The organism is Caballeronia sp. AZ1_KS37 (genome assembly GCF_023631165.1).
In the GTDB taxonomy this organism is placed as follows: domain Bacteria; phylum Pseudomonadota; class Gammaproteobacteria; order Burkholderiales; family Burkholderiaceae; genus Caballeronia; species Caballeronia zhejiangensis.
On sequence record NZ_JALQDP010000041.1, the window covers coordinates 12929 to 30253 of the forward strand.

At 64.4% G+C, this 17325-nt stretch carries 16 protein-coding genes and 1 pseudogene; 11 read left to right on the plus strand and 6 right to left on the minus strand.

Annotated features, from left to right (window positions below; translation table 11 throughout):
* Window positions 1–6: 6 nt before the first annotated feature.
* From metE to NCS00_RS28160, 3 genes are all read left to right on the plus strand, one after another.
* The gene (gene metE, locus NCS00_RS28150) at window positions 7–2349 is read left to right on the plus strand and encodes a 5-methyltetrahydropteroyltriglutamate--homocysteine S-methyltransferase (protein ID WP_250441567.1); all 2343 of its coding nucleotides are present in this window, start codon (window positions 7–9) and stop codon (window positions 2347–2349) included.
* 80 nt (window positions 2350–2429) lie between these two features.
* The gene (locus NCS00_RS28155) at window positions 2430–3014 is read left to right on the plus strand and encodes a glutathione binding-like protein (RefSeq protein WP_250441568.1); all 585 of its coding nucleotides are present in this window, start codon (window positions 2430–2432) and stop codon (window positions 3012–3014) included.
* Between the two features lie 81 nt (window positions 3015–3095).
* A complete protein-coding gene (locus NCS00_RS28160) occupies window positions 3096–3431 on the plus strand; it encodes a hypothetical protein (RefSeq protein ID WP_051078958.1) in 336 nt (111 codons plus the stop codon).
* Window positions 3432–3435: 4 nt separating this feature from the next.
* On the opposite strand, the gene NCS00_RS28165 is transcribed toward NCS00_RS28160, so the two are convergent.
* Window positions 3436–3813 (minus strand): DUF3022 domain-containing protein, encoded by a 378-nt coding sequence (locus NCS00_RS28165; protein ID WP_008345934.1) that lies wholly within the window; start codon window positions 3811–3813, stop codon window positions 3436–3438.
* 139 nt (window positions 3814–3952) lie between these two features.
* Here NCS00_RS28165 and NCS00_RS28170 point away from each other — a divergent pair, with 139 nt between their 5' ends.
* The gene (locus tag NCS00_RS28170; RefSeq protein WP_033536881.1) at window positions 3953–4132 is read left to right on the plus strand and encodes a hypothetical protein; all 180 of its coding nucleotides are present in this window, start codon (window positions 3953–3955) and stop codon (window positions 4130–4132) included.
* Between the two features lie 39 nt (window positions 4133–4171).
* A complete protein-coding gene (locus NCS00_RS28175; RefSeq protein ID WP_008345935.1) occupies window positions 4172–4393 on the plus strand; it encodes a hypothetical protein in 222 nt (73 codons plus the stop codon).
* A 217-nt stretch (window positions 4394–4610) separates the two neighbouring features.
* Here the strand turns inward: NCS00_RS28175 and NCS00_RS28180 are convergent, their stop codons facing one another.
* Window positions 4611–5882: an MFS transporter gene (locus tag NCS00_RS28180; protein WP_250437469.1), complete on the minus strand. Its 1272-nt coding sequence runs from the start codon at window positions 5880–5882 to the stop codon at window positions 4611–4613.
* A gap of 347 nt (window positions 5883–6229) precedes the next feature.
* Here NCS00_RS28180 and NCS00_RS28185 point away from each other — a divergent pair, with 347 nt between their 5' ends.
* Both NCS00_RS28185 and NCS00_RS28190 read left to right on the plus strand, forming a co-directional pair.
* Window positions 6230–8224: a protein-L-isoaspartate(D-aspartate) O-methyltransferase gene (locus tag NCS00_RS28185; RefSeq protein WP_250441569.1), complete on the plus strand. Its 1995-nt coding sequence runs from the start codon at window positions 6230–6232 to the stop codon at window positions 8222–8224.
* Window positions 8225–8356: 132 nt separating this feature from the next.
* Window positions 8357–8779 (plus strand): RcnB family protein, encoded by a 423-nt coding sequence (locus NCS00_RS28190; protein WP_239295448.1) that lies wholly within the window; start codon window positions 8357–8359, stop codon window positions 8777–8779.
* A gap of 480 nt (window positions 8780–9259) precedes the next feature.
* On the opposite strand, the gene NCS00_RS28195 is transcribed toward NCS00_RS28190, so the two are convergent.
* Entirely contained in the window at window positions 9260–9964 is a 705-nt protein-coding gene (locus NCS00_RS28195; protein WP_250441571.1) for an MgtC/SapB family protein, read from the minus strand.
* A gap of 178 nt (window positions 9965–10142) precedes the next feature.
* Here NCS00_RS28195 and NCS00_RS28200 point away from each other — a divergent pair, with 178 nt between their 5' ends.
* The 3 genes and pseudogenes from NCS00_RS28200 (at window position 10143) to NCS00_RS28210 (ending at window position 13072) form a co-directional block, all read left to right on the plus strand.
* Window positions 10143–11939: a thiamine pyrophosphate-requiring protein gene (locus NCS00_RS28200; RefSeq protein WP_250441572.1), complete on the plus strand. Its 1797-nt coding sequence runs from the start codon at window positions 10143–10145 to the stop codon at window positions 11937–11939.
* A gap of 9 nt (window positions 11940–11948) precedes the next feature.
* Window positions 11949–12083 (plus strand): annotated as a pseudogene (locus NCS00_RS28205) (GMC oxidoreductase); the annotation flags it as partial.
* Window positions 12080–13072 (plus strand): SDR family oxidoreductase, encoded by a 993-nt coding sequence (locus NCS00_RS28210; RefSeq protein ID WP_250441573.1) that lies wholly within the window; start codon window positions 12080–12082, stop codon window positions 13070–13072. The pseudogene NCS00_RS28205 and the gene NCS00_RS28210, both read left to right, overlap by 4 nt.
* 21 nt (window positions 13073–13093) lie before the next feature.
* Here NCS00_RS28210 and NCS00_RS28215 read toward each other — a convergent pair whose 3' ends face one another.
* The 3 genes from NCS00_RS28215 to NCS00_RS28225 are packed head-to-tail and all read right to left on the minus strand — an operon-like array spanning window position 13094 to window position 16583.
* On the minus strand, window positions 13094–14485 hold the full coding sequence (locus NCS00_RS28215) for a hypothetical protein (protein WP_250441575.1): 1392 nt from the start codon (window positions 14483–14485) through the stop codon (window positions 13094–13096).
* Window positions 14482–15408 carry an alpha/beta fold hydrolase gene (locus tag NCS00_RS28220; RefSeq protein ID WP_250441576.1) on the minus strand — a complete coding sequence of 309 codons (927 nt, stop codon included), beginning with the start codon at window positions 15406–15408 and terminating at the stop codon, window positions 14482–14484. Before NCS00_RS28220 ends, NCS00_RS28215 begins: the two co-directional genes overlap by 4 nt.
* Window positions 15375–16583, minus strand: coding sequence for a zinc-dependent alcohol dehydrogenase (locus NCS00_RS28225; protein WP_034470047.1), 1209 nt, complete (start codon window positions 16581–16583; stop codon window positions 15375–15377). Before NCS00_RS28225 ends, NCS00_RS28220 begins: the two co-directional genes overlap by 34 nt.
* Window positions 16584–16738: 155 nt before the next feature.
* Here NCS00_RS28225 and NCS00_RS28230 point away from each other — a divergent pair, with 155 nt between their 5' ends.
* Window positions 16739–17323, plus strand: a complete 585-nt coding sequence (locus NCS00_RS28230; protein WP_250441577.1) for a ParB-like protein — start codon at window positions 16739–16741, stop codon at window positions 17321–17323.
* The last annotated feature ends 2 nt before the right edge of the window (window positions 17324–17325 follow it).

A 17325-nucleotide genomic window follows, 5' to 3' on the forward strand; every position in this document is an offset into this window, starting at 1 on the left:
GCAACGATGGCCACGACACACAACCTCGGCTTCCCGCGCATCGGCGCAAACCGCGAACTGAAGTTCGCGCTCGAAAAGTACTGGAAAAAAGAGTCATCGCGCGACGAGTTGAAGGCGGTCGGCGCTCACTTGCGCGAGCGCCACTGGAAGCATCAGTCGCGTCTCGATCTCGTGCCGGCCGGCGATTTCGCGTTCTACGATCATGTGCTCGACATGAGCTTCACGCTCGGCAATCTGCCCGAACGCGTGCGCGGCTTTCACGGCGATGCGCTCGACAACGCCTTCCGCGTCGCTCGCGGACGCTCTTCCGAAAGCGCTGAGGAACATGCAGCGTGCTGCGAGGGCGTGGCTGCGGGTGAGATGACGAAATGGTTCGATACCAACTATCACTACATCGTCCCCGAGTTCGATGCGGCGACGCAGTTCACGCTCGATACGTCGCGTCTCGTCGAGCAGCTCGGCGAAGCGCGCGCGCTCGGCGTGAACGCGAAGCCCGTCATCATCGGGCCGGTGACGTATCTCTGGCTCGGCAAGGCGAAGGACGACTCCGACAAGCTCGCGCTTCTCCCGCGCCTGTTGCCCGTCTATGCGGCGCTGCTCGATCACTTCGCGGCGCTCGGTATCGAATGGGTGCAGATCGATGAACCCGCGCTCGTCACCGAACTCGATACGCAATGGCGCGACGCTTTCGTCACCGCTTACGATGCGCTCTCACAACGACGCGTGCGCCTTCTGCTTGCGACCTACTTCGGCCAGTTGCAGGAGAATCTCGATCTCGCGTGCAAGCTGCCGATCGACGGCCTGCATATCGATGCGATCAACGCGCGCGATGACGTCGGCGCCGCTGCATCGCTGTTGCCGGATTCGTCGGTGCTATCGGTCGGCGCGATCAATGGCCGCAACATCTGGAAAACCGATCTGAACGCCACGCTCGACTGGCTCGAACCGCTGCATGCATCGCTCGGCGACAGGCTGTGGATCGCGCCATCGTGCTCGCTGTTGCATACGCCCGTCGATCTTGCGAGCGAAATGAAGCTCGATGCCGAAATCAGGTCGTGGCTCGCATTCGCGCTACAAAAGCTCGATGAACTCGATGTGCTCGCACGCGCCTTGAACGACGGTCGCGCAAGCGTCGCCGATGCGCTCGCGTGCAACGCGGCCGCGATCGCGAGCCGCCGCGCATCATCGCGCGTGCATAACCCGGCGGTGAAAGAAGCGCTCACAAAGATCGACGCGACGCTCGGCCAGCGCGCGAGCGCATACGAAACGCGCGCGCAGAAGCAGGCCGCGATGCTCGCGCTGCCCGCCTATCCGACGACGACCATCGGCTCGTTTCCGCAAACGAACGAAATCCGTCATGCGCGTCGTCAGTTCAGGAGCGGACAGCTCGATACAGCCACCTATCGCGCCGCGATGGAACGCGAAATCACGCGCGCCGTGAAGGAACAGGAGGCGCTCGGGCTCGACGTGCTCGTGCACGGCGAAGCCGAGCGCAACGACATGGTCGAGTACTTCGGCGAGCGGCTCGACGGCTATGCGTTCAGCGAGTTCGGCTGGGTGCAGTCGTATGGATCGCGCTGCGTGAAGCCGCCGATTCTGTTCGGCGATATCAGCCGTCCGAAGCCGATGACCGTCGAATGGACCCGCTATGCGCAAGCGCAAACCCGGAAGCCGATGAAAGGCATGCTGACCGGTCCCGTCACGATCCTGAACTGGTCGTTCGTGCGCGACGATCAACCGCGTTCCGAATCGTGCCGGCAACTCGCGCTCGCGATCCGCGCTGAAGTGCTCGATCTGGAGGAGGCCGGCGTTCGCGTGATCCAGATCGATGAGGCCGCGTTGCGCGAAGGCCTGCCGCTGCGCCGCGCGCAATGGGATGGCTATCTGCGCTGGGCGGTGGAAGCGTTTCGCATCGCCGCGAACGGCGTGCGCGACGAAACGCAGATACACACGCACATGTGCTATTCGGAGTTCAACGACATCATCGCATCGATCGCCGATATGGATGCCGATGTCATCACCATCGAAACGTCGCGCTCCGACATGGAACTGCTCGAAGCCTTCGACCATTTCAAGTATCCGAATCAGATCGGGCCGGGCGTGTACGACATCCACTCGCCGAATATCCCGAGCGAAGCGCAAATCGTCGCGTTGATGACGAAGGCAGCGGAGCGGATTCCGCGCGAGCGTCTGTGGGTGAATCCCGACTGCGGACTCAAGACGCGTCAATGGGGCGAAGTGATTCCCGCGCTGCGCAACATGGTCGCGGCCGCGCATACGCTGCGTGCATCGGCGTCAATCGCTTCATACGGTCAGCATGTTGCGGCCCGCGAGCTTCGCACGATATAGCGCGACGTCCGCATGGCGGCATTGCGGCATGGCCCTTGCTCGCCGAATACACATATCCTCGTCCAAAGGAGACGCGCATCATGAAGCTCTATTACGCGCCCGGCGCATGCAGTCTCGCCGATCACATCGCGATGCACGAAGCCGGCCTGACCTTCGACCGCGTGAAGGTCGATCTCAAGACCAAGGTGACGGAAGACGGCACGCTCTTCGGCGAAATCAACCCGAAGAGTTATGTGCCCGTCGTCGAGTTCGACGATGGCAAGCGTCTCACCGAAAACGTCGCGATTCTTTCGTGGGTCGCGCAAAAAGCGCCATCGCTCGCGCCTTCCGGCGACGACGGCCATCTGCGTCTGCTGGAAATGCTTGCGTTCATTTCGACCGAGATCCACAAGCAGTTCGGACGCGTGTTCCGGCCGACATCCGATGCGGAAGCGTCGGCGGCGCGCGAGAAAATCGGCCAGCGCTTTGCGTATGTCGCGAAGACGATGCGCGGCGATTATCTCTTCGGCAATGATGTAAGCGTCGCGGATGCCTATCTCTTCACGATGCTGACGTGGGCGCAGAAAATGGGCGTCGATATGCCCGCCGAGCTCCAGGCGTTCTACAAGCGCATGCGCGAGCGCCCCGCAGTGAAACTTGCGTTCGAGCACGAAGGGCTTGAATGAGGGAAACGCGTTGCTGGCCGCAAAGCCCGGAACGCGCCTTGCGCCATGCTTCGTACCAACATCGACTTACGGAGGCAGGTCATGCAAGCGAACAGAACCATCGCGATTTCGGCTTTACTGATGGCGCTCTCGGGCGGCGCATTCGCCGCAGCCGATCAGACGCAGCCGGGCGCAAGCCACGGACCGTCGAGCGCGAAGAACGCGCAGGATGCGGCTGGCATCACGCCGAACTCCGGCCACAGCAGCGGGCCGTCGACCGGGCCGTCCGGCGTGGGCGGCTCATCGAATGGAACGAGCGGCGCGGGTGCGGGCACACGCCAAGGATCGGGCGGCATGCAGCCGCGTCTGAACGGCAGCGGCGGCACGAACGGCCAGACGAGCCCGTCGACGACCGGCGGCGGCGCGCAAGGCTGGTAATGCGTCAGGGCGTGTCGGGTGTGTCGAACCAGTCGTCGGCGGCGCGAAGTTCGAGCGAGCATTCGTTCGCGTTCGCCTGACCCGAGCGCGACTGGTCGAACGCACTCCGCACGTGCGCGATCACGCGATCCTGCACGATGAGCCGCTGCGCGGTATCCATCGCGCCATATCGCTCGAACTGACGCGCCGCGATGCGCAACACGACGCTGCAACGCGCATCGAGCGTCGTGTCGCGGCCCGTCTCGATGGCCCACGATACGTTGATGACGATGTCGTAGCCTTCGTCCACCACGCCTACGAACGGCGTCTTCCGCGCATCGAACGCACGCGACAACGCCACCTGCAATTCCTCCACGCGCTGATCCTGATCGGTGTATTTCATTCCTCGCTCTCCTGGATGCCTGTTCGATAATCGCCCAGCAAGCCGCGCTCCTGTCTGTAACGCGAACGGGTCCGTTGCTTGCTGCGCCCGATACGAAGGCGCGCGCCGCGTGCCGCATCACGATTCCGGGAGGCCCATCATGACGCCAGACAAGCCCGTGCCGCATGCCACCGCCGACGATATGGACGAACCCGTAGGCGAAGACACGAAGCAGCGTCAACTCGACGAACGCGAAAAGCGCACGCACGACGCATCGGAAAACGAATTGCCGTCGACGCAGGAAAAGAATCCCGTTCCGCCGGATTCCAACGCAACGTAGCCGATGCATCGCGCAGGTCATTCAACGAGGGATCAAATCATGTCTACCGAGACTTACGTTCGCAACGGACATCGCGTCGAGATCACGATCGATCACGATCCAACGGGTCAATGCACCTGGTCCTACACGATCGATGCGGACGGCTTCACTGAAATGCGCGATCGGCCGTTGGAAAGCGCGGACGCCGCGAGGGAAGCGGCCACGACGCACGCGAACGCCAAGGCCGACGCACTGCCCCCCGGCGACGAGGCCGGGGCCTAAGCGCTCCGGCGGTCTTTGATTCGGCGGATCGCCGATGGGATGCGGCGCGCCATCGGGCGGCACGGGATCGTCATCCGGTACGGAAGGATCGGGATCGACGTCGGGCGGCGGGATTTGCATGCGTTGGTCGGCGTCTGCGGGAAAGCGCGGTGAGTTCATCCTCATCTCCGGTTTGTCGGTCAGATGAACTTCCGCATTCCCCATGCCGCGGCCCTTGTCATGGCAACAACGTCGATGAATCCAGATCGGCGAGCTTGCCGAGTTCTTCGCGCCGCGTATCGCATGCATCGCGCACGCGCTGCCCAAAGCCGATCCAGATCGCGAACGCGACGACAGACAAACTTCCAAGCGTGATGAACGCCGCCGGATAGCCATAGTGATGCGCGATCCAGCCGCCGAGCATCGGGCTCAGGCACGCGCCCGCCGCCTGGACGCCAAGCACCGCGCCCTGCCCCAGATTCACTCGTCCGCTTCCGTGCAGGAGATGCACGACGAGCGCGGGCACCGCGACGGTCTGCAAGCCCGCGCCGATGCCATCGAGCACCTGCACCGGCACGATGCCCCATGAAGGCGCGATCCACGCGGCCGTCATCGCGCGCAGCGGGAGCGTCGCGAGCGTGACGAGGATGATCCACCAGAAGCCCCATCGGCGAATCAGGCGGCTCGCATAGGCCGCCGCGACGAGCATCACGATCTGCGAGATCACGATATTGGCGGCCGTCACATGGCTGGGATCGGCAGTATGCGCCGACGCGACCGCGAGACTGTAGAGCGGCAGCATCGCGGAATTGCCGAGGTTGAACGCCGCGAGCGCGGCCGCCAGCACGAGCAGCGAGCGGTTGCGCAGCAGAACCTGTATGGCATCGGCGCGCGTGTCGGAGGGATCGTCGTTGTCGTCCTTTGCAATGCCGCGCGCGAAATGCCGATGCACCGAGCGCGGCGGAATCCACAGCGCCGCGAAGATGCAGCCCGCACCGAACGCCGCGCTCAACGCGAAGATGTACGGCATGCCGAGCCACGCGCCGAGCCAGCCCGAAAGCGCCGCGGCCGCAATATTGCCCGCGTGATTCGCCACCTGATTGCGTCCGAACTGGCGATCGAAATTCTGCCGTCCGACGATGCCGAGCGTGAGGCCCGCGAGCGCGGGTCCCATCGTCGCGCCTGCGATCGCCGTGGCCACTTGCGACAGCGTGACGGGCCAGAAGCCTTGCCACATCCAGATGATGATCGCCGCGACGATGGACAGCGCGCTCGCGACCGCGACGATGGCGCGCCGGTGCGGCGTGGCATCGACGAGCGCGCCGGCGGGCGTCGTCACGAGCATGCCGACGATGCCGCCGATGGTCAGCACCGTGCCGATGCGGTCCGGCGTCCAGCCGTGCGCTTGCAGATAGATACCAAGAAACGGGCCGACGCCCGCCTGGACGTCCGCCGCGAAGAAGCTCACGGCGATGAGCGGACGGGTTGGCTTCACATTGTGTATTGGCATGTTTTGGATTCAGAGCACGATCTGCACGCTAAGTTCGACGACACCTTCGCTTCGAAGTCCGTAGTATTTCGCGCTCGATGCCGAATGGGTCTTAGCGCGCAGCATGAGGCCCGTTAACGCTTGCTTCGGCGCTGGCGTCGATCGACGATCGCTGCCGTCATCGCGCGCGGGGCGCAAGGCCCGATGCTCGCGGGCATCGTTCGATGTGAGTGTCATCCGAGGTATGCGCCTCCTTTATGCCGTGCCGAACGCACAGCAAATCGCATTCCGCGTGCTCGCGAGCAGCGGCGAACTGGGACTGTCGCTTGCTGCCTTTTCAACGTTCTGACCTTTTTCGGGAAATGTTCATGAACACCTTTGAAGAAGCGCGGGAACGCATGGTCGAACGTCAGTTGAAGGGGCGCGGCATCAGGAACGCGCGCGTGCTCGAATGCATGAGCGCCATCGCCCGCGATGCCTTCGTTCCCCCAGCCCTTGCCGAATTCGCCTACGAGGACAGCCCGTTGCCGATCGCCGCGGGTCAGACCATCTCGCAACCGTACATCGTCGCGCTGATGCTCGAAGCCGCCAACCTGCAACCTGGCGATCATGTCCTCGACATCGGCACCGGCTCGGGTTATGCGGCGGCGATCGCGGCGTGTATCGCGGCGCGCGTCGATACGATCGAGCGACATCGCGAACTCGCCGACGATGCCGCCGCCTTGCTCAAGGCGCTCGGGCTCACGAACGTCAGCGTGCATCATGCGGACGGCACGCTCGGCATGCCGCAGCACGCGCCCTTCGACGCGATCATCGCGGCGGCGGGCGGTCCATCCGTGCCCGACGCATGGCGCGCGCAACTCAAGATAGGCGGACGGCTCGTGATGCCCGTCGGCGACGCGCGCGAATCCCAGCGTCTGATGAAATACACGCGCACGGACGACGATGTGTGGCGCGACGAAGACCTCGGCGGCGTGATGTTCGTGCCGTTGATCGGCGCGCAAGGCTGGAGCGACGAACCCGACATTCGCACGGACAAACCCACGCTCGAGGAGCCCGTTGCGCGCACGTTGCCCGATCTGATCCGCGCATCGGCGGTGCGTCTGCCCGCGCTCGATGCGCCCGACTTCGCACATGCGTTCGATCGTTTCGCGGACAAGCGCGTCGTGTTGCTCGGCGAAGCGAGCCACGGCACCGCCGAGTTCTATGTAGCGCGCGCCGCCATCACGCGGCGTCTCATCGAACGGCACGGCTTCAGTTTCGTCGCGGTGGAAGCGGACTGGCCCGATGCCGCGATCATCGACGAGCACGTTCGCGGCCGTCCGCGCGCGCGACCCGAAGCACGACCGTTCACGCGTTTCCCTACGTGGATGTGGCGCAATACCGAGTTCGCCGCGTTCGTCGGGTGGCTGCGGCAGCACAACGCCGCGTTGCCCGACGAGCGCCGCGCCGCGTTCTATGGACTCGACCTGTATAGCCTTTCCGAATCCATCGCCGCCGTGCTCGCGTATCTCGACGCACAGGACCCGGGCGCGGCGCGCATTGCCCGCGTGCGCTATGGATGCCTCACGCCCTGGCAGAAAAACCCCGCTGTCTATGGACGCGCCGCGTGGCAGGCGGGCTTCGGCACATGCGAGGAAGCCGTCGTCGCGCAATTGCGCGATCTGCTGGACAGACGGCTCGCCACGTCCGCGAGCGATCACGGACTGCTCGACGCGACGCATAACGCGCGGCTCGTCGCATCGGCGGAGCAGTACTATCGCGCGATGTACGGGGCATCGGCGGAAAGCTGGAATCTGCGCGACACGCACATGTTCGACACGCTCGACAGCCTGCTCGATGCATGGGGACCGGACGCGCGCGCGGTCGTATGGGCGCACAACTCGCATCTCGGTGATGCATCCGCGACCGAGATGGGCCGCATGCGCGACGAGTTGAACGTCGGTCAGCTATGCCGCGAGCGCTTCGGCGACGACGCCGCGCTCATCGGCTTCGGCACGCACGCGGGCACGGTCGCGGCGGCATCGGACTGGGAGGAGCCGATGCAGATCATGCAGGTGCGGCCATCGCGCGCCGATAGTTACGAGCATCAGTTTCATCTTGCGGGCGTGAGTCCGTGCCTCGTCGATCTTCGTGCGGGCGTGAACGATGCACTGCGCGACGCATTGGGCGAGGAGCGGCTCGAACGCTTCATCGGCGTGGTCTATCGGCCCGATACCGAGTTATACAGCCATTACGCGCAAGCCGAGCTGTCGGCGCAATTCGATGCGTTCGTGTGGTTCGATACGACGCGCGCGGTCAGCGCGATCGAGCCTTCACAAGTCACGCACGAGACGCCAGAAACCTTTCCGTTCGGCGTCTGACGCGCGTTTGCGCGTAATGGAGCGCGTAATGGAACGTAAGCGTTGCTTACACATGCTCACGTCATTTTCGTTGCCCATTGCGTACAGTCCGGGCATCCAGAACATCCCTTTGCCACTTCGAGAGGAACGAACATGAAGAAGAGTCGAATCGTCGCCGCACTGGTTTGCGCGAGCATCGGACTGACGACGGGCGCCGTTTTCGCACAGCCCGCACCCGGCGGTCCGGACGGCTATCACGACGCGCATCGCGCACCGGGCGGTCCGGGCGGTCCGGCTGCCAAGGGCGGTCCCGGCGCGCCGGGTCATGGTCCGGAGATGAATGGCCGCGACGCGCCCCGCCCGCCGCAGCATGCCAACGATGAGCCGCGTCGCGACTGGCGCAAGGGCGAGCGTCTTGATAACGATTACCGAAGCCGTCAGTACGTCGTCGACGACTGGCGCGGACAAGGCCTGCGTCAGCCGCCGCGCGGTTATCAGTGGGTCGGCGTCGGTGCGGACTATCTGCTGGTTGCGGTCGCGTCGGGCGTCATCGCGCAGGTCGTGTTGTCGCATTGATCTGCGTTGAATGCGCATAAAGAAAAGCCCGCCTGTCGAGGCGGGCAAGATGCGCTTAAACGAGAGGGGGTCGAAGCGCACATCCAACGCGGTACGTTACGAATCGATTCGTGCGACTACAGCTTCCTGCGAATCGTGCCGGGCGAATCGGCGCTTTCCGTGGTCCTTGCCGGCGGGTCCGGCACAGCGACCGTCTGATCGAAAACGAAGCCCATTGCGATGTGCTCGGTGTTCGTGGATCCACATGCGGGGCACGTATCGTCTTCGAGAGCATCGTCTGAATATATGAGCTTGTTGCATGCTGCACAGCGTATAAGCATCTGTACTCCCGAAGTTCCAAGAAGATCGTCTCTCATTTATATGTCAAAACGAACGCACAGCCAATTGTTCTTTATGGGTGCCTTATGGGTCGCGTGTTGGGTCCCCTCTTGGGTCGCCTCGAGCACGCTTTAACCACCACGTTAATTCGCTGTACACCGTTCAGCGGATGATGCTCCACTCGGACTCGATCGCGCCCGCAGCCATCGCGCACTCGCTGAACGGCGGCACCGGCTGCGTATCGGGCGCGCCGTGCCAGCGTACTTCGAAGCGCTCTTCCATCCGTTCCGGTCCCTTCGCCGCGCCCGCAATCGAGGCGAGCCTGCAACCCGCGGCCTGCATCGATTCAGCCAGCGTGTCCCGCGAAAAGACGCCTCTTTCATAAGTTATCCGGAGCTCCGCATGATTCTCGCGCGGTATGCGTCTTTCGACCTCCTTCAGAAACCAGAGCACGACGATCCCGAGCCCGAGTCCCGCCGCGCCGAGTCCGAGCTGACCGCCGCCGAAGCACAGTCCGACCACGGTCACGAACCATAACGTCGCCGCTGTCGTCACGCCTTTGACGAGGCCATCCTTGCGAAGAATCGCACCCGCGCCGATGAAGCCCACGCCCGACAGTATCCCGAGCGGCAGGCGCATCAGATCGATCTGCACGAACGAACCGGGCGTCTTGCCCGCCTGAGCAAGCAATGCGTTGACTTGCAGCATCGCGAGACACGCCGCGAGGCATACGAGCAGCGTGGTTCTCAATCCGGCGACTTTGCCCGATTCGCCGCGATTCAATCCGATGAGAATGCCGGCAAGCACCGCCAGCGATATTCGAATGCAGACATCCGGCCATTCGAGGGTGAGAGGCATGAGCGCCATCGTATGTGTCCTGAAGCAATCGTCCGCGTAAAGCGCTCTAGCAATCATCACGCCCGCATGGGTTCATCGCACCTTGCAGCGATTGAAAGACAGCGGCATGGCCATTGCGCGCAAGCCAAACAAGGCGTGCATGCAATGCGGCGCATTCTTTCGATCGTGTTTTCCGGAGACTTCAATCATGGCTATTACCGTCGGCGATTTTCTGGTCGATCGCCTGCATGCATGGGGCGTGCGCCGCATTTACGGTTATCCCGGCGACGGCATCAACGGCGTATTCGGCGCGCTCAGTCGCGCCAAGGGCAAGATCGAATTCATTCAGGCGCGTCATGAAGAGATGGCTGCGTTCATGGCATCGGCACATGCGAAGTTCACCGGCGAGTTGGGCGTATGCATCGCGACATCGGGTCCGGGCGCGGCGCATCTCGTCACCGGTCTCTACGACGCGCGCCTCGATCACATGCCCGTTCTCGCCATTGCGGGCCAGCAGGCACGCGCCGCATTGGGCGGACACTATCAGCAGGAAGTCGATCTGCCCGCGATGTTCAAGGACGTCGCCGGCGCCTTCGTTCAACAGGCGAGCGTGCCCTCGCAGATTCGTCATCTCGTCGATCGCGCGGTGCGTATTGCGCTATCGGAGCGCAAGGTGACGGCGCTCGTGCTGCCCAACGATCTGCAGGATCTGGAATACGAGCCGCCGGGCCGCAAGCACGGCACACTGCATTCGGGCGTGGGCTATCGCGCACCGAAGACGGTGCCTTATGCCGACGATCTGCAACGCGCCGCCGATGTGCTCAACGCCGGCAAGAAGGTCGCGATTCTCGTTGGCGCGGGCGCGCTGGAAGCCACGGACGAAGTCATCGCTGTCGCGGACAAACTCGGCGCGGGCGTCGCGAAGGCGCTGCTTGGCAAGGCCGCATTGCCGGACGATCTGCCCTTCGTCACCGGATCGATCGGCCTGCTCGGCACCGAGCCGAGCTACAAGCTGATGACCGAATGCGACACGCTCTTGATGATCGGCTCGGGCTTTCCCTACGCCGAGTTCCTGCCGAAGGAAGGCGAGGCGCGCGGCGTGCAGATCGACCTCAAGGCGGACATGCTTTCGATCCGCTATCCGATGGAAGTGAATCTCGTCGGCGACAGTGCCGAGACCTTGCGCGCGTTGCTGCCGCTTCTGGAACAGAAGACGGATGGCGCGTGGCGCAAGGACATCGAAGGCTGGATGGACGACTGGTGGAAGAAACTCGAAAAGCGCGCGATAGAGCCTGCGAAAGCCGGCGTGAATCCGCAGCGCACGATCTGGGAGCTGTCGCCGCGCGTGCCCGCGAACGCCATCGTCACGAGCGATTCCGGTTCGGTCGCGAACTGGTACGCGCGCGATCTCAAGGTCAAGCGCGGCATGAAGTGCTCGCTCTCGGGCGGTCTCGCCTCGATGGGCGCGGCCGTGCCCTACGCGATCGCGGCGAAATTCGCGTATCCGGAGCGTCCGGTGATCGCGCTCGTCGGCGATGGCGCGATGCAGATGAACAACATGGCCGAGCTCATCACGGTCGCGAAGTACTGGAAGCAATGGTCGGATCCGCGCTGGATCTGCATGGTGCTCAACAACGAAGACTTGAATCAGGTGACGTGGGAACAGCGCGTGATGGAAGGCGATCCGAAGTTCGAGGCATCGCAGGACATTCCTTCGGTGCCTTATCACAAGTTCGCGGAATTGATCGGGCTGAAGGGCTTTTATGTCGACGATGCCGAGCGCATGGCCGCCGTGTGGGACGAAGCGCTCGCGGCGGATCGTCCCGTCGTGATCGAAGTGAAGGCCGATCCGAACGTGCCGCCGCTGCCGCCGCACATCACGATCGCGCAGGCGAAGGCTTTCGCGACCACGCTCATGAAGGGCGATCCGAACCAGAGCCATGTGATCGTCGATACGGCGAAGCAAGTGCTGGGCGCAGTGCTGCCGGGCCACAAGGACAAGTGATCGTCCATGCATCTGAGGATTCACGACGGCTCGGCATATCCGACCGTCGGCGGCGTGAATCCTTCTCTCACCATTCAGGCGATCGCGCGTTGCACGGCGGACAAAATCGAAGCGCTTGCCGCACGCGGGGAGTCATCGCGATGAGAAAGCCTCGGGTCGTGGTCATCACCGGAGCGAGCGCGGGCGTGGGCCGCGCGACGGCGCTCGAATTCGCCCGACGCGGCGTGGACGTCGCGATGATCGCGCGCGATCCGCAAGCGCTCGAAGACGCCGCCGCCGACGTGCGCGCGCTCGGCGTGCGTGCGCTGAGCATCGCGCTCGACGTGAGCGAAAGCGGCGCGCTCGACAGTGCCGCCGCGCGCGTCGAAGCCGAGCTCGGCCCCATCGACGTATGGGTCAACAACGCGATGCTGACCTCGTTCGCGCGCTTCGCCGATATGCCCGAACGCGATTTCAGGCGCATCACGGACGTCACGTATCTCGGCTTCGTGTGGGGCACGAGGGCCGCGTTGAAACGCATGACGCCGCGCAATCGCGGCGTCATCGTGCAGGTCGGTTCGGCGCTCGCGTATCGATCGATTCCGCTGCAATCGGCCTATTGCGGCGCGAAGCACGCGATACGCGGGTTCACCGATTCGCTGCGTTGCGAGTTGCATCATGCCAAGAGCCGCATCCATCTGACGATGGTGCAGATGCCCGCGCTCAACACGCCGCAATTCGACTGGGCCAGGAGCGCGATGCCGCACGCGCCGCGTCCCGTCGCGCCGATCTACGAACCCGAAGTCGCAGCGCGCGCGATATGGTGGGCGGCCACGCATCGGCGGCGCGAGCTGTGGGTCGGCATGTCGTCGGTCAAGGCGATAGTTGCGAATGCAATCATCCCCGGTTTGCTCGATGTCTATCTCGGACGCACGGGCTTTCGCGCGCAGCAGGACCCCGCTCTCTCCAGCGGCGAACGTCCGGGCAATCTCTCGCAACCGGTCACTGAACTGCATCGGGTGCATGGGCGCTTCACGGACGAGGCGAAGCGCGCGAGCGCGTCGTTTTGGGTGGAGACGCATCGCGGCCTGCTGCTTTGCGCGGGGCTCGGGCTGGGCGCCATCATCGCGCGCTTGATGCGTCGGCGCGCGTAACGACGATGACCGGCATTCGCTTCATGCGTTGTGATCGTGCGCGGTGATGCCATGACGCGCGCCATGCTTGCGCAGCGCGTCCTCGAAGAACGCGGGCGGCATCGGCTCCGGCAAGCCGTATTGCGGCTTCAGTTCGGCAAGCGCACGATCGAAGCGCACGAAGGTCGCGAAGTCGCGCGGATAACGCCGTGCATCGACACCGAGAAAGCGCCCTTCGCGTTTCGCCTTGGCGGTCAACGCGCCCCATTCGTCGATGCTCGTCACGCCGACGCCTTCGGTGCCATGCGAGAACAGCATCATGTCGATCTCGTCGAAGGACTCGCGTTCGAGAAAGCGGCGCAGCGTCTCTGCCGAAGGGTCGGTGCAGAAGACGAGCCAGAATGGGATCGCGCGCAATCGCAGCGTCGTGTACGGGTCCATCAGAAGAAATGAATCGACGACGAGCCGCTTCGACTCGATCCCCATCTCGCGATACCACGCGCGATACAACTCGGCCGTCGCGAAGCTGAACGCTTCCGGCTCTTCGAACCGCCATTCGACGACGCGCCAGTTCTTCTGCTTCGCCAGCGCGACGATGGATTCGGTGAGCGCCACGTCATAGCCCCATTCGGCTTCGGGCGCGCGCAGGGTCGGCACGGGCGCGTCCCATCGCGTGCGCTTCACGCCATAACGCGCGAGATAGCGCGCGACACGCGGCCCGCCTTCGAAGTACTCGCGCTCGGTCGCGCCGCCCAGCGCGCCGAACTGATAGAACGATCGGTCGCCGGTGCGCGTAACGGGCCAGTCGCGCGTGCATCGGACGATATGAAGCGTCGCGTCCGGCGCGAGACTGCGCAGCAGAAACTCGCGATACGCCAGCGGCAGCGCGCGCAGCTTCAACCGGAAGTAGCTCATCGCGGAGAGCATCAGCCGGTCCTGATTCGGATCCTGCATATGATGAATCGCGATACGCGGATCGGCGCGAAGCAACGCATCGACGGCGGCGAGGCCGTCATCGAAGCCGCTTTGCGCATCGTCGGGATCGCTGAAGGGCGCGCGCACCGGGCACAGAAACGTCTGCGGCAGCCAGGGCACGCCGAGCGCCGCCGCAACGTGCATGAGCGCGCCATTCGACGAACCGATGAACGCGGCATCGTAGGTGCGCTGCGGGTAAAGCCCCGCGATCCATTCGCCGATGCCTTCCACATCGAGACGCCGCGCCTGCCGCGCCGTGATGCCCTCCGACATGCCGCCCACGGTGTACACCCATTCGCGGGCGCGCTTCGGCAGCAGGTTGATCGGCGGCATCAGGCTATCGAGCAGCGGCGACTGGCTCGGGCTGCTGAAGCGTTCGCCATGCAGACACGCGGCGAGCGCCTGCACCATGCCCGCGGCCGAATCGAAGCGGGCAATGCCGCGCGGTGGCTTCGTCATCTCGATGCGCCGCCCTGAAGAAGAAACGTGCGGATCGCGAGCGCGAAGCTATGCGGATAGACATAGTTGAGCGTGTGCGTGCCGCCGTCTATCGCCAGCAACGCGCCGTTCGGCACGCGCGCCGCGACTTCGCTCGCCCACGCGAGCGGCGCGACGGGATCGCGCGATCCGGCGACGACGAGCGTCGGCGCAACGATGCGCGACAGCTTGCGCTCGATGCGATCGCGCATGAGTTCGCGCATCGTCGCGAGCGCGCGCACCACGCCCGCTTTCGCATAGTCGATGCGCCCGATCGGCGCCGACGATCTCGCCTGTTCGAGCCGTCCATTGCGCCAGTCGCGACAAACTTGCGTGAAGAGCGAGCGCGCATCGCGATCGACGGTCGGTCCTTGCAGCACGAGCCGGTCGACCGACTCGGGATAGCGCGCGGCGAAATCCGCGAGAATCTGGCAGCCGAAGGAATTGCCGATGAACATCGCCCGCTCGATGCCGCGCGCGCCGAGCCAGAGGCGCAACGCATCGGCGAGTTCGGGCACCGACAGCGCGCCGCCGCGCAGTTTGCTTTCGCCGAAGCCGGGCAGATCGGGCGCGTACACGTCGAAGTCGCTGCGCAACGCGAGCGCGAGCGGCTCCATGTAGCGGCTCGATATCACGAGACCATGCACGAGCACCACGGGCAGGCGCTTCGCGTGGCCACCTTCGCATGCCGCGTGACGCGAGAACATGCGATACGGTCCGGCCTGCGTGTAGCGCGCCGTGATGCCCTTGCGGGCGCTTTCATCGGAAAGGGCGGGCGTGCGCTTGAGGCGCTTCCATTCGATCGCCGCCCAGGCCACGAACGCGCACGCGCCGACGCCCGCGACGATGCGCCATGAAGGCCGCGCGGCCGTCACGCGGCGGGATCGAGCGCGACCTTGATCCATCCCGGTTGCCTTTGATCGAATGCCTTGTATGCGTCGATGACGTTCATCATCGGCTCGCGTGTCGACAGCACGCGCAGCGGATCGAACGATCCGTTCCTCACGCGCTCGACGAGTCCGGGCGTCACCGCGCGATGATTGCAGTTGCCCATCTTGATGGTGAGATTCTTGTTCATCGCCACACCGAGCGGAAAGAAGCGGTCGTTCGGCGGATACACGCCGATCACGCCGAGCGTGCCCGCCTTCGCCAATGCAGCCACGCCCCAGTCGAGCGCCTGCGTGGGCGCATCGCCGGGAATCCAGTTGCCGTCGTGTTCGTTGCGCTGCGCCGTGACGGTCCTGCTTTCCGCTTCGCCCTGCTTGACGGCATCCTGCGATGCAGCCGGCCCGCCCTGCGCGTGCACTGCATCGACGCCCACGGCATCGATCACACGATCCACGCCGATGCCGCCCGTCAACGCGAGAATCGTTGCGACGGGATCCTCCTCGTCGAAGTTCACCGCTTCCGCGCCTTGCGCGCGCGCCATCGCGAGACGATCCGTCAGGCGATCCACGACGATCACGCGTCCCGCGCCGAGCATGAACGCACTCGCGACGGCGAACTGGCCGACCGGTCCCGCGCCGAAGACCGCGACGGTATCGCCGTCACGCACCTCGGCAAGTTGCGCCCCGAAAAAGCCCGTCGGAAAGATATCGGACAGCAGGATCGCGCGTTCGTCGTCGATATTCTCCGGCAATTTGATGAGGCTCGCATGGGCTAGCGGCGTGCGCGCGTATTCGGCCTGCAATCCGTCGATCGGCCCTGTCGACTTCGGTCCGCCAAAGAACGCCGTGCCCGCGGCCGCGCCATTGGGATTCGCCGAGTCGCACTGCGCCGTGTAGCCCGTGCGGCAATACGAACAGCAGCCACACGAAATCGTCGATGGAATCAGCACGCGGTCTCCCGGCTTCAGGTTGCGCACGCCGCGACCGACCTGCTCGATCACGCCGACGCCCTCGTGGCCGAGTATCGTGCCCGGCACCATCCCTGGCAGCGTGCCGCGCACCATGTGCAGATCGGTGCCGCAGATCGCGCTCGCGGTCAGGCGCACGATCGCGTCCTGATCGTGACGAATCGAAGGGTCGGGCACGTTATCGAGCGATATATCGCCTATTCCATGAAACACAACCGCTTTCATTGCACACTCCTTGAATGGCCGGGTCCGTGTGCGATTTCAGCAATGGATGCGCCCGCGCACCGCATTAGGGACTTTCGTTTCAGCGAGAAGCAACAGCGGGTCCAGACCGGGTACGGCGCTTGCCCGCATGTTCGACACACATCGAGGAATGCGCCATGAATACGCTGCGCATCGGCGATCTGCATCCGACGCAGGCGACGCACGGAGAACGGCAGGTCCGCCGCAAAGCCGAGGAATATCGCGCGCTGAGCGCACATGAACTGGCAATGTCGATAGCCGCGAAGCCGATTGCCGTCGTGCTCGGGCCGGGCGGCGAGCCGTATGTCATCGACCATCATCATGTGGCTTGCGCGCTGGCCCGCATCGGCGTGCAGGACGTGCCGTTCGTGCTGGTGCGGGACTTGTCGTCGTTATCGCGCGCGGCGTTCTGGCTGACGATGGAGAACGAGGCGTGGGTGCATCCCTACGACGCCGATGGCCGCCGCATCGCTTTCAAGGACATGCCGGTGCATATGCGGGACGCCATCGACGACGATTTCCGCAGCCTTGCGGCCTTCGTGCGCAGCGCGGGCGGCTACGAAAAAACCGACGTGCCGCTTGCCGATTTTCGCTGGGCGGACTTCTTTCGCGCGCACTTCCCGCGACCGCGCGACGATGCGCAATTCGACGCGCTGCTCGAACGCGCCGCCGGTCTGGCGCGCAGCGACGCGGCTCTCGGCCTTCCCGGTTTCATCGGATGATC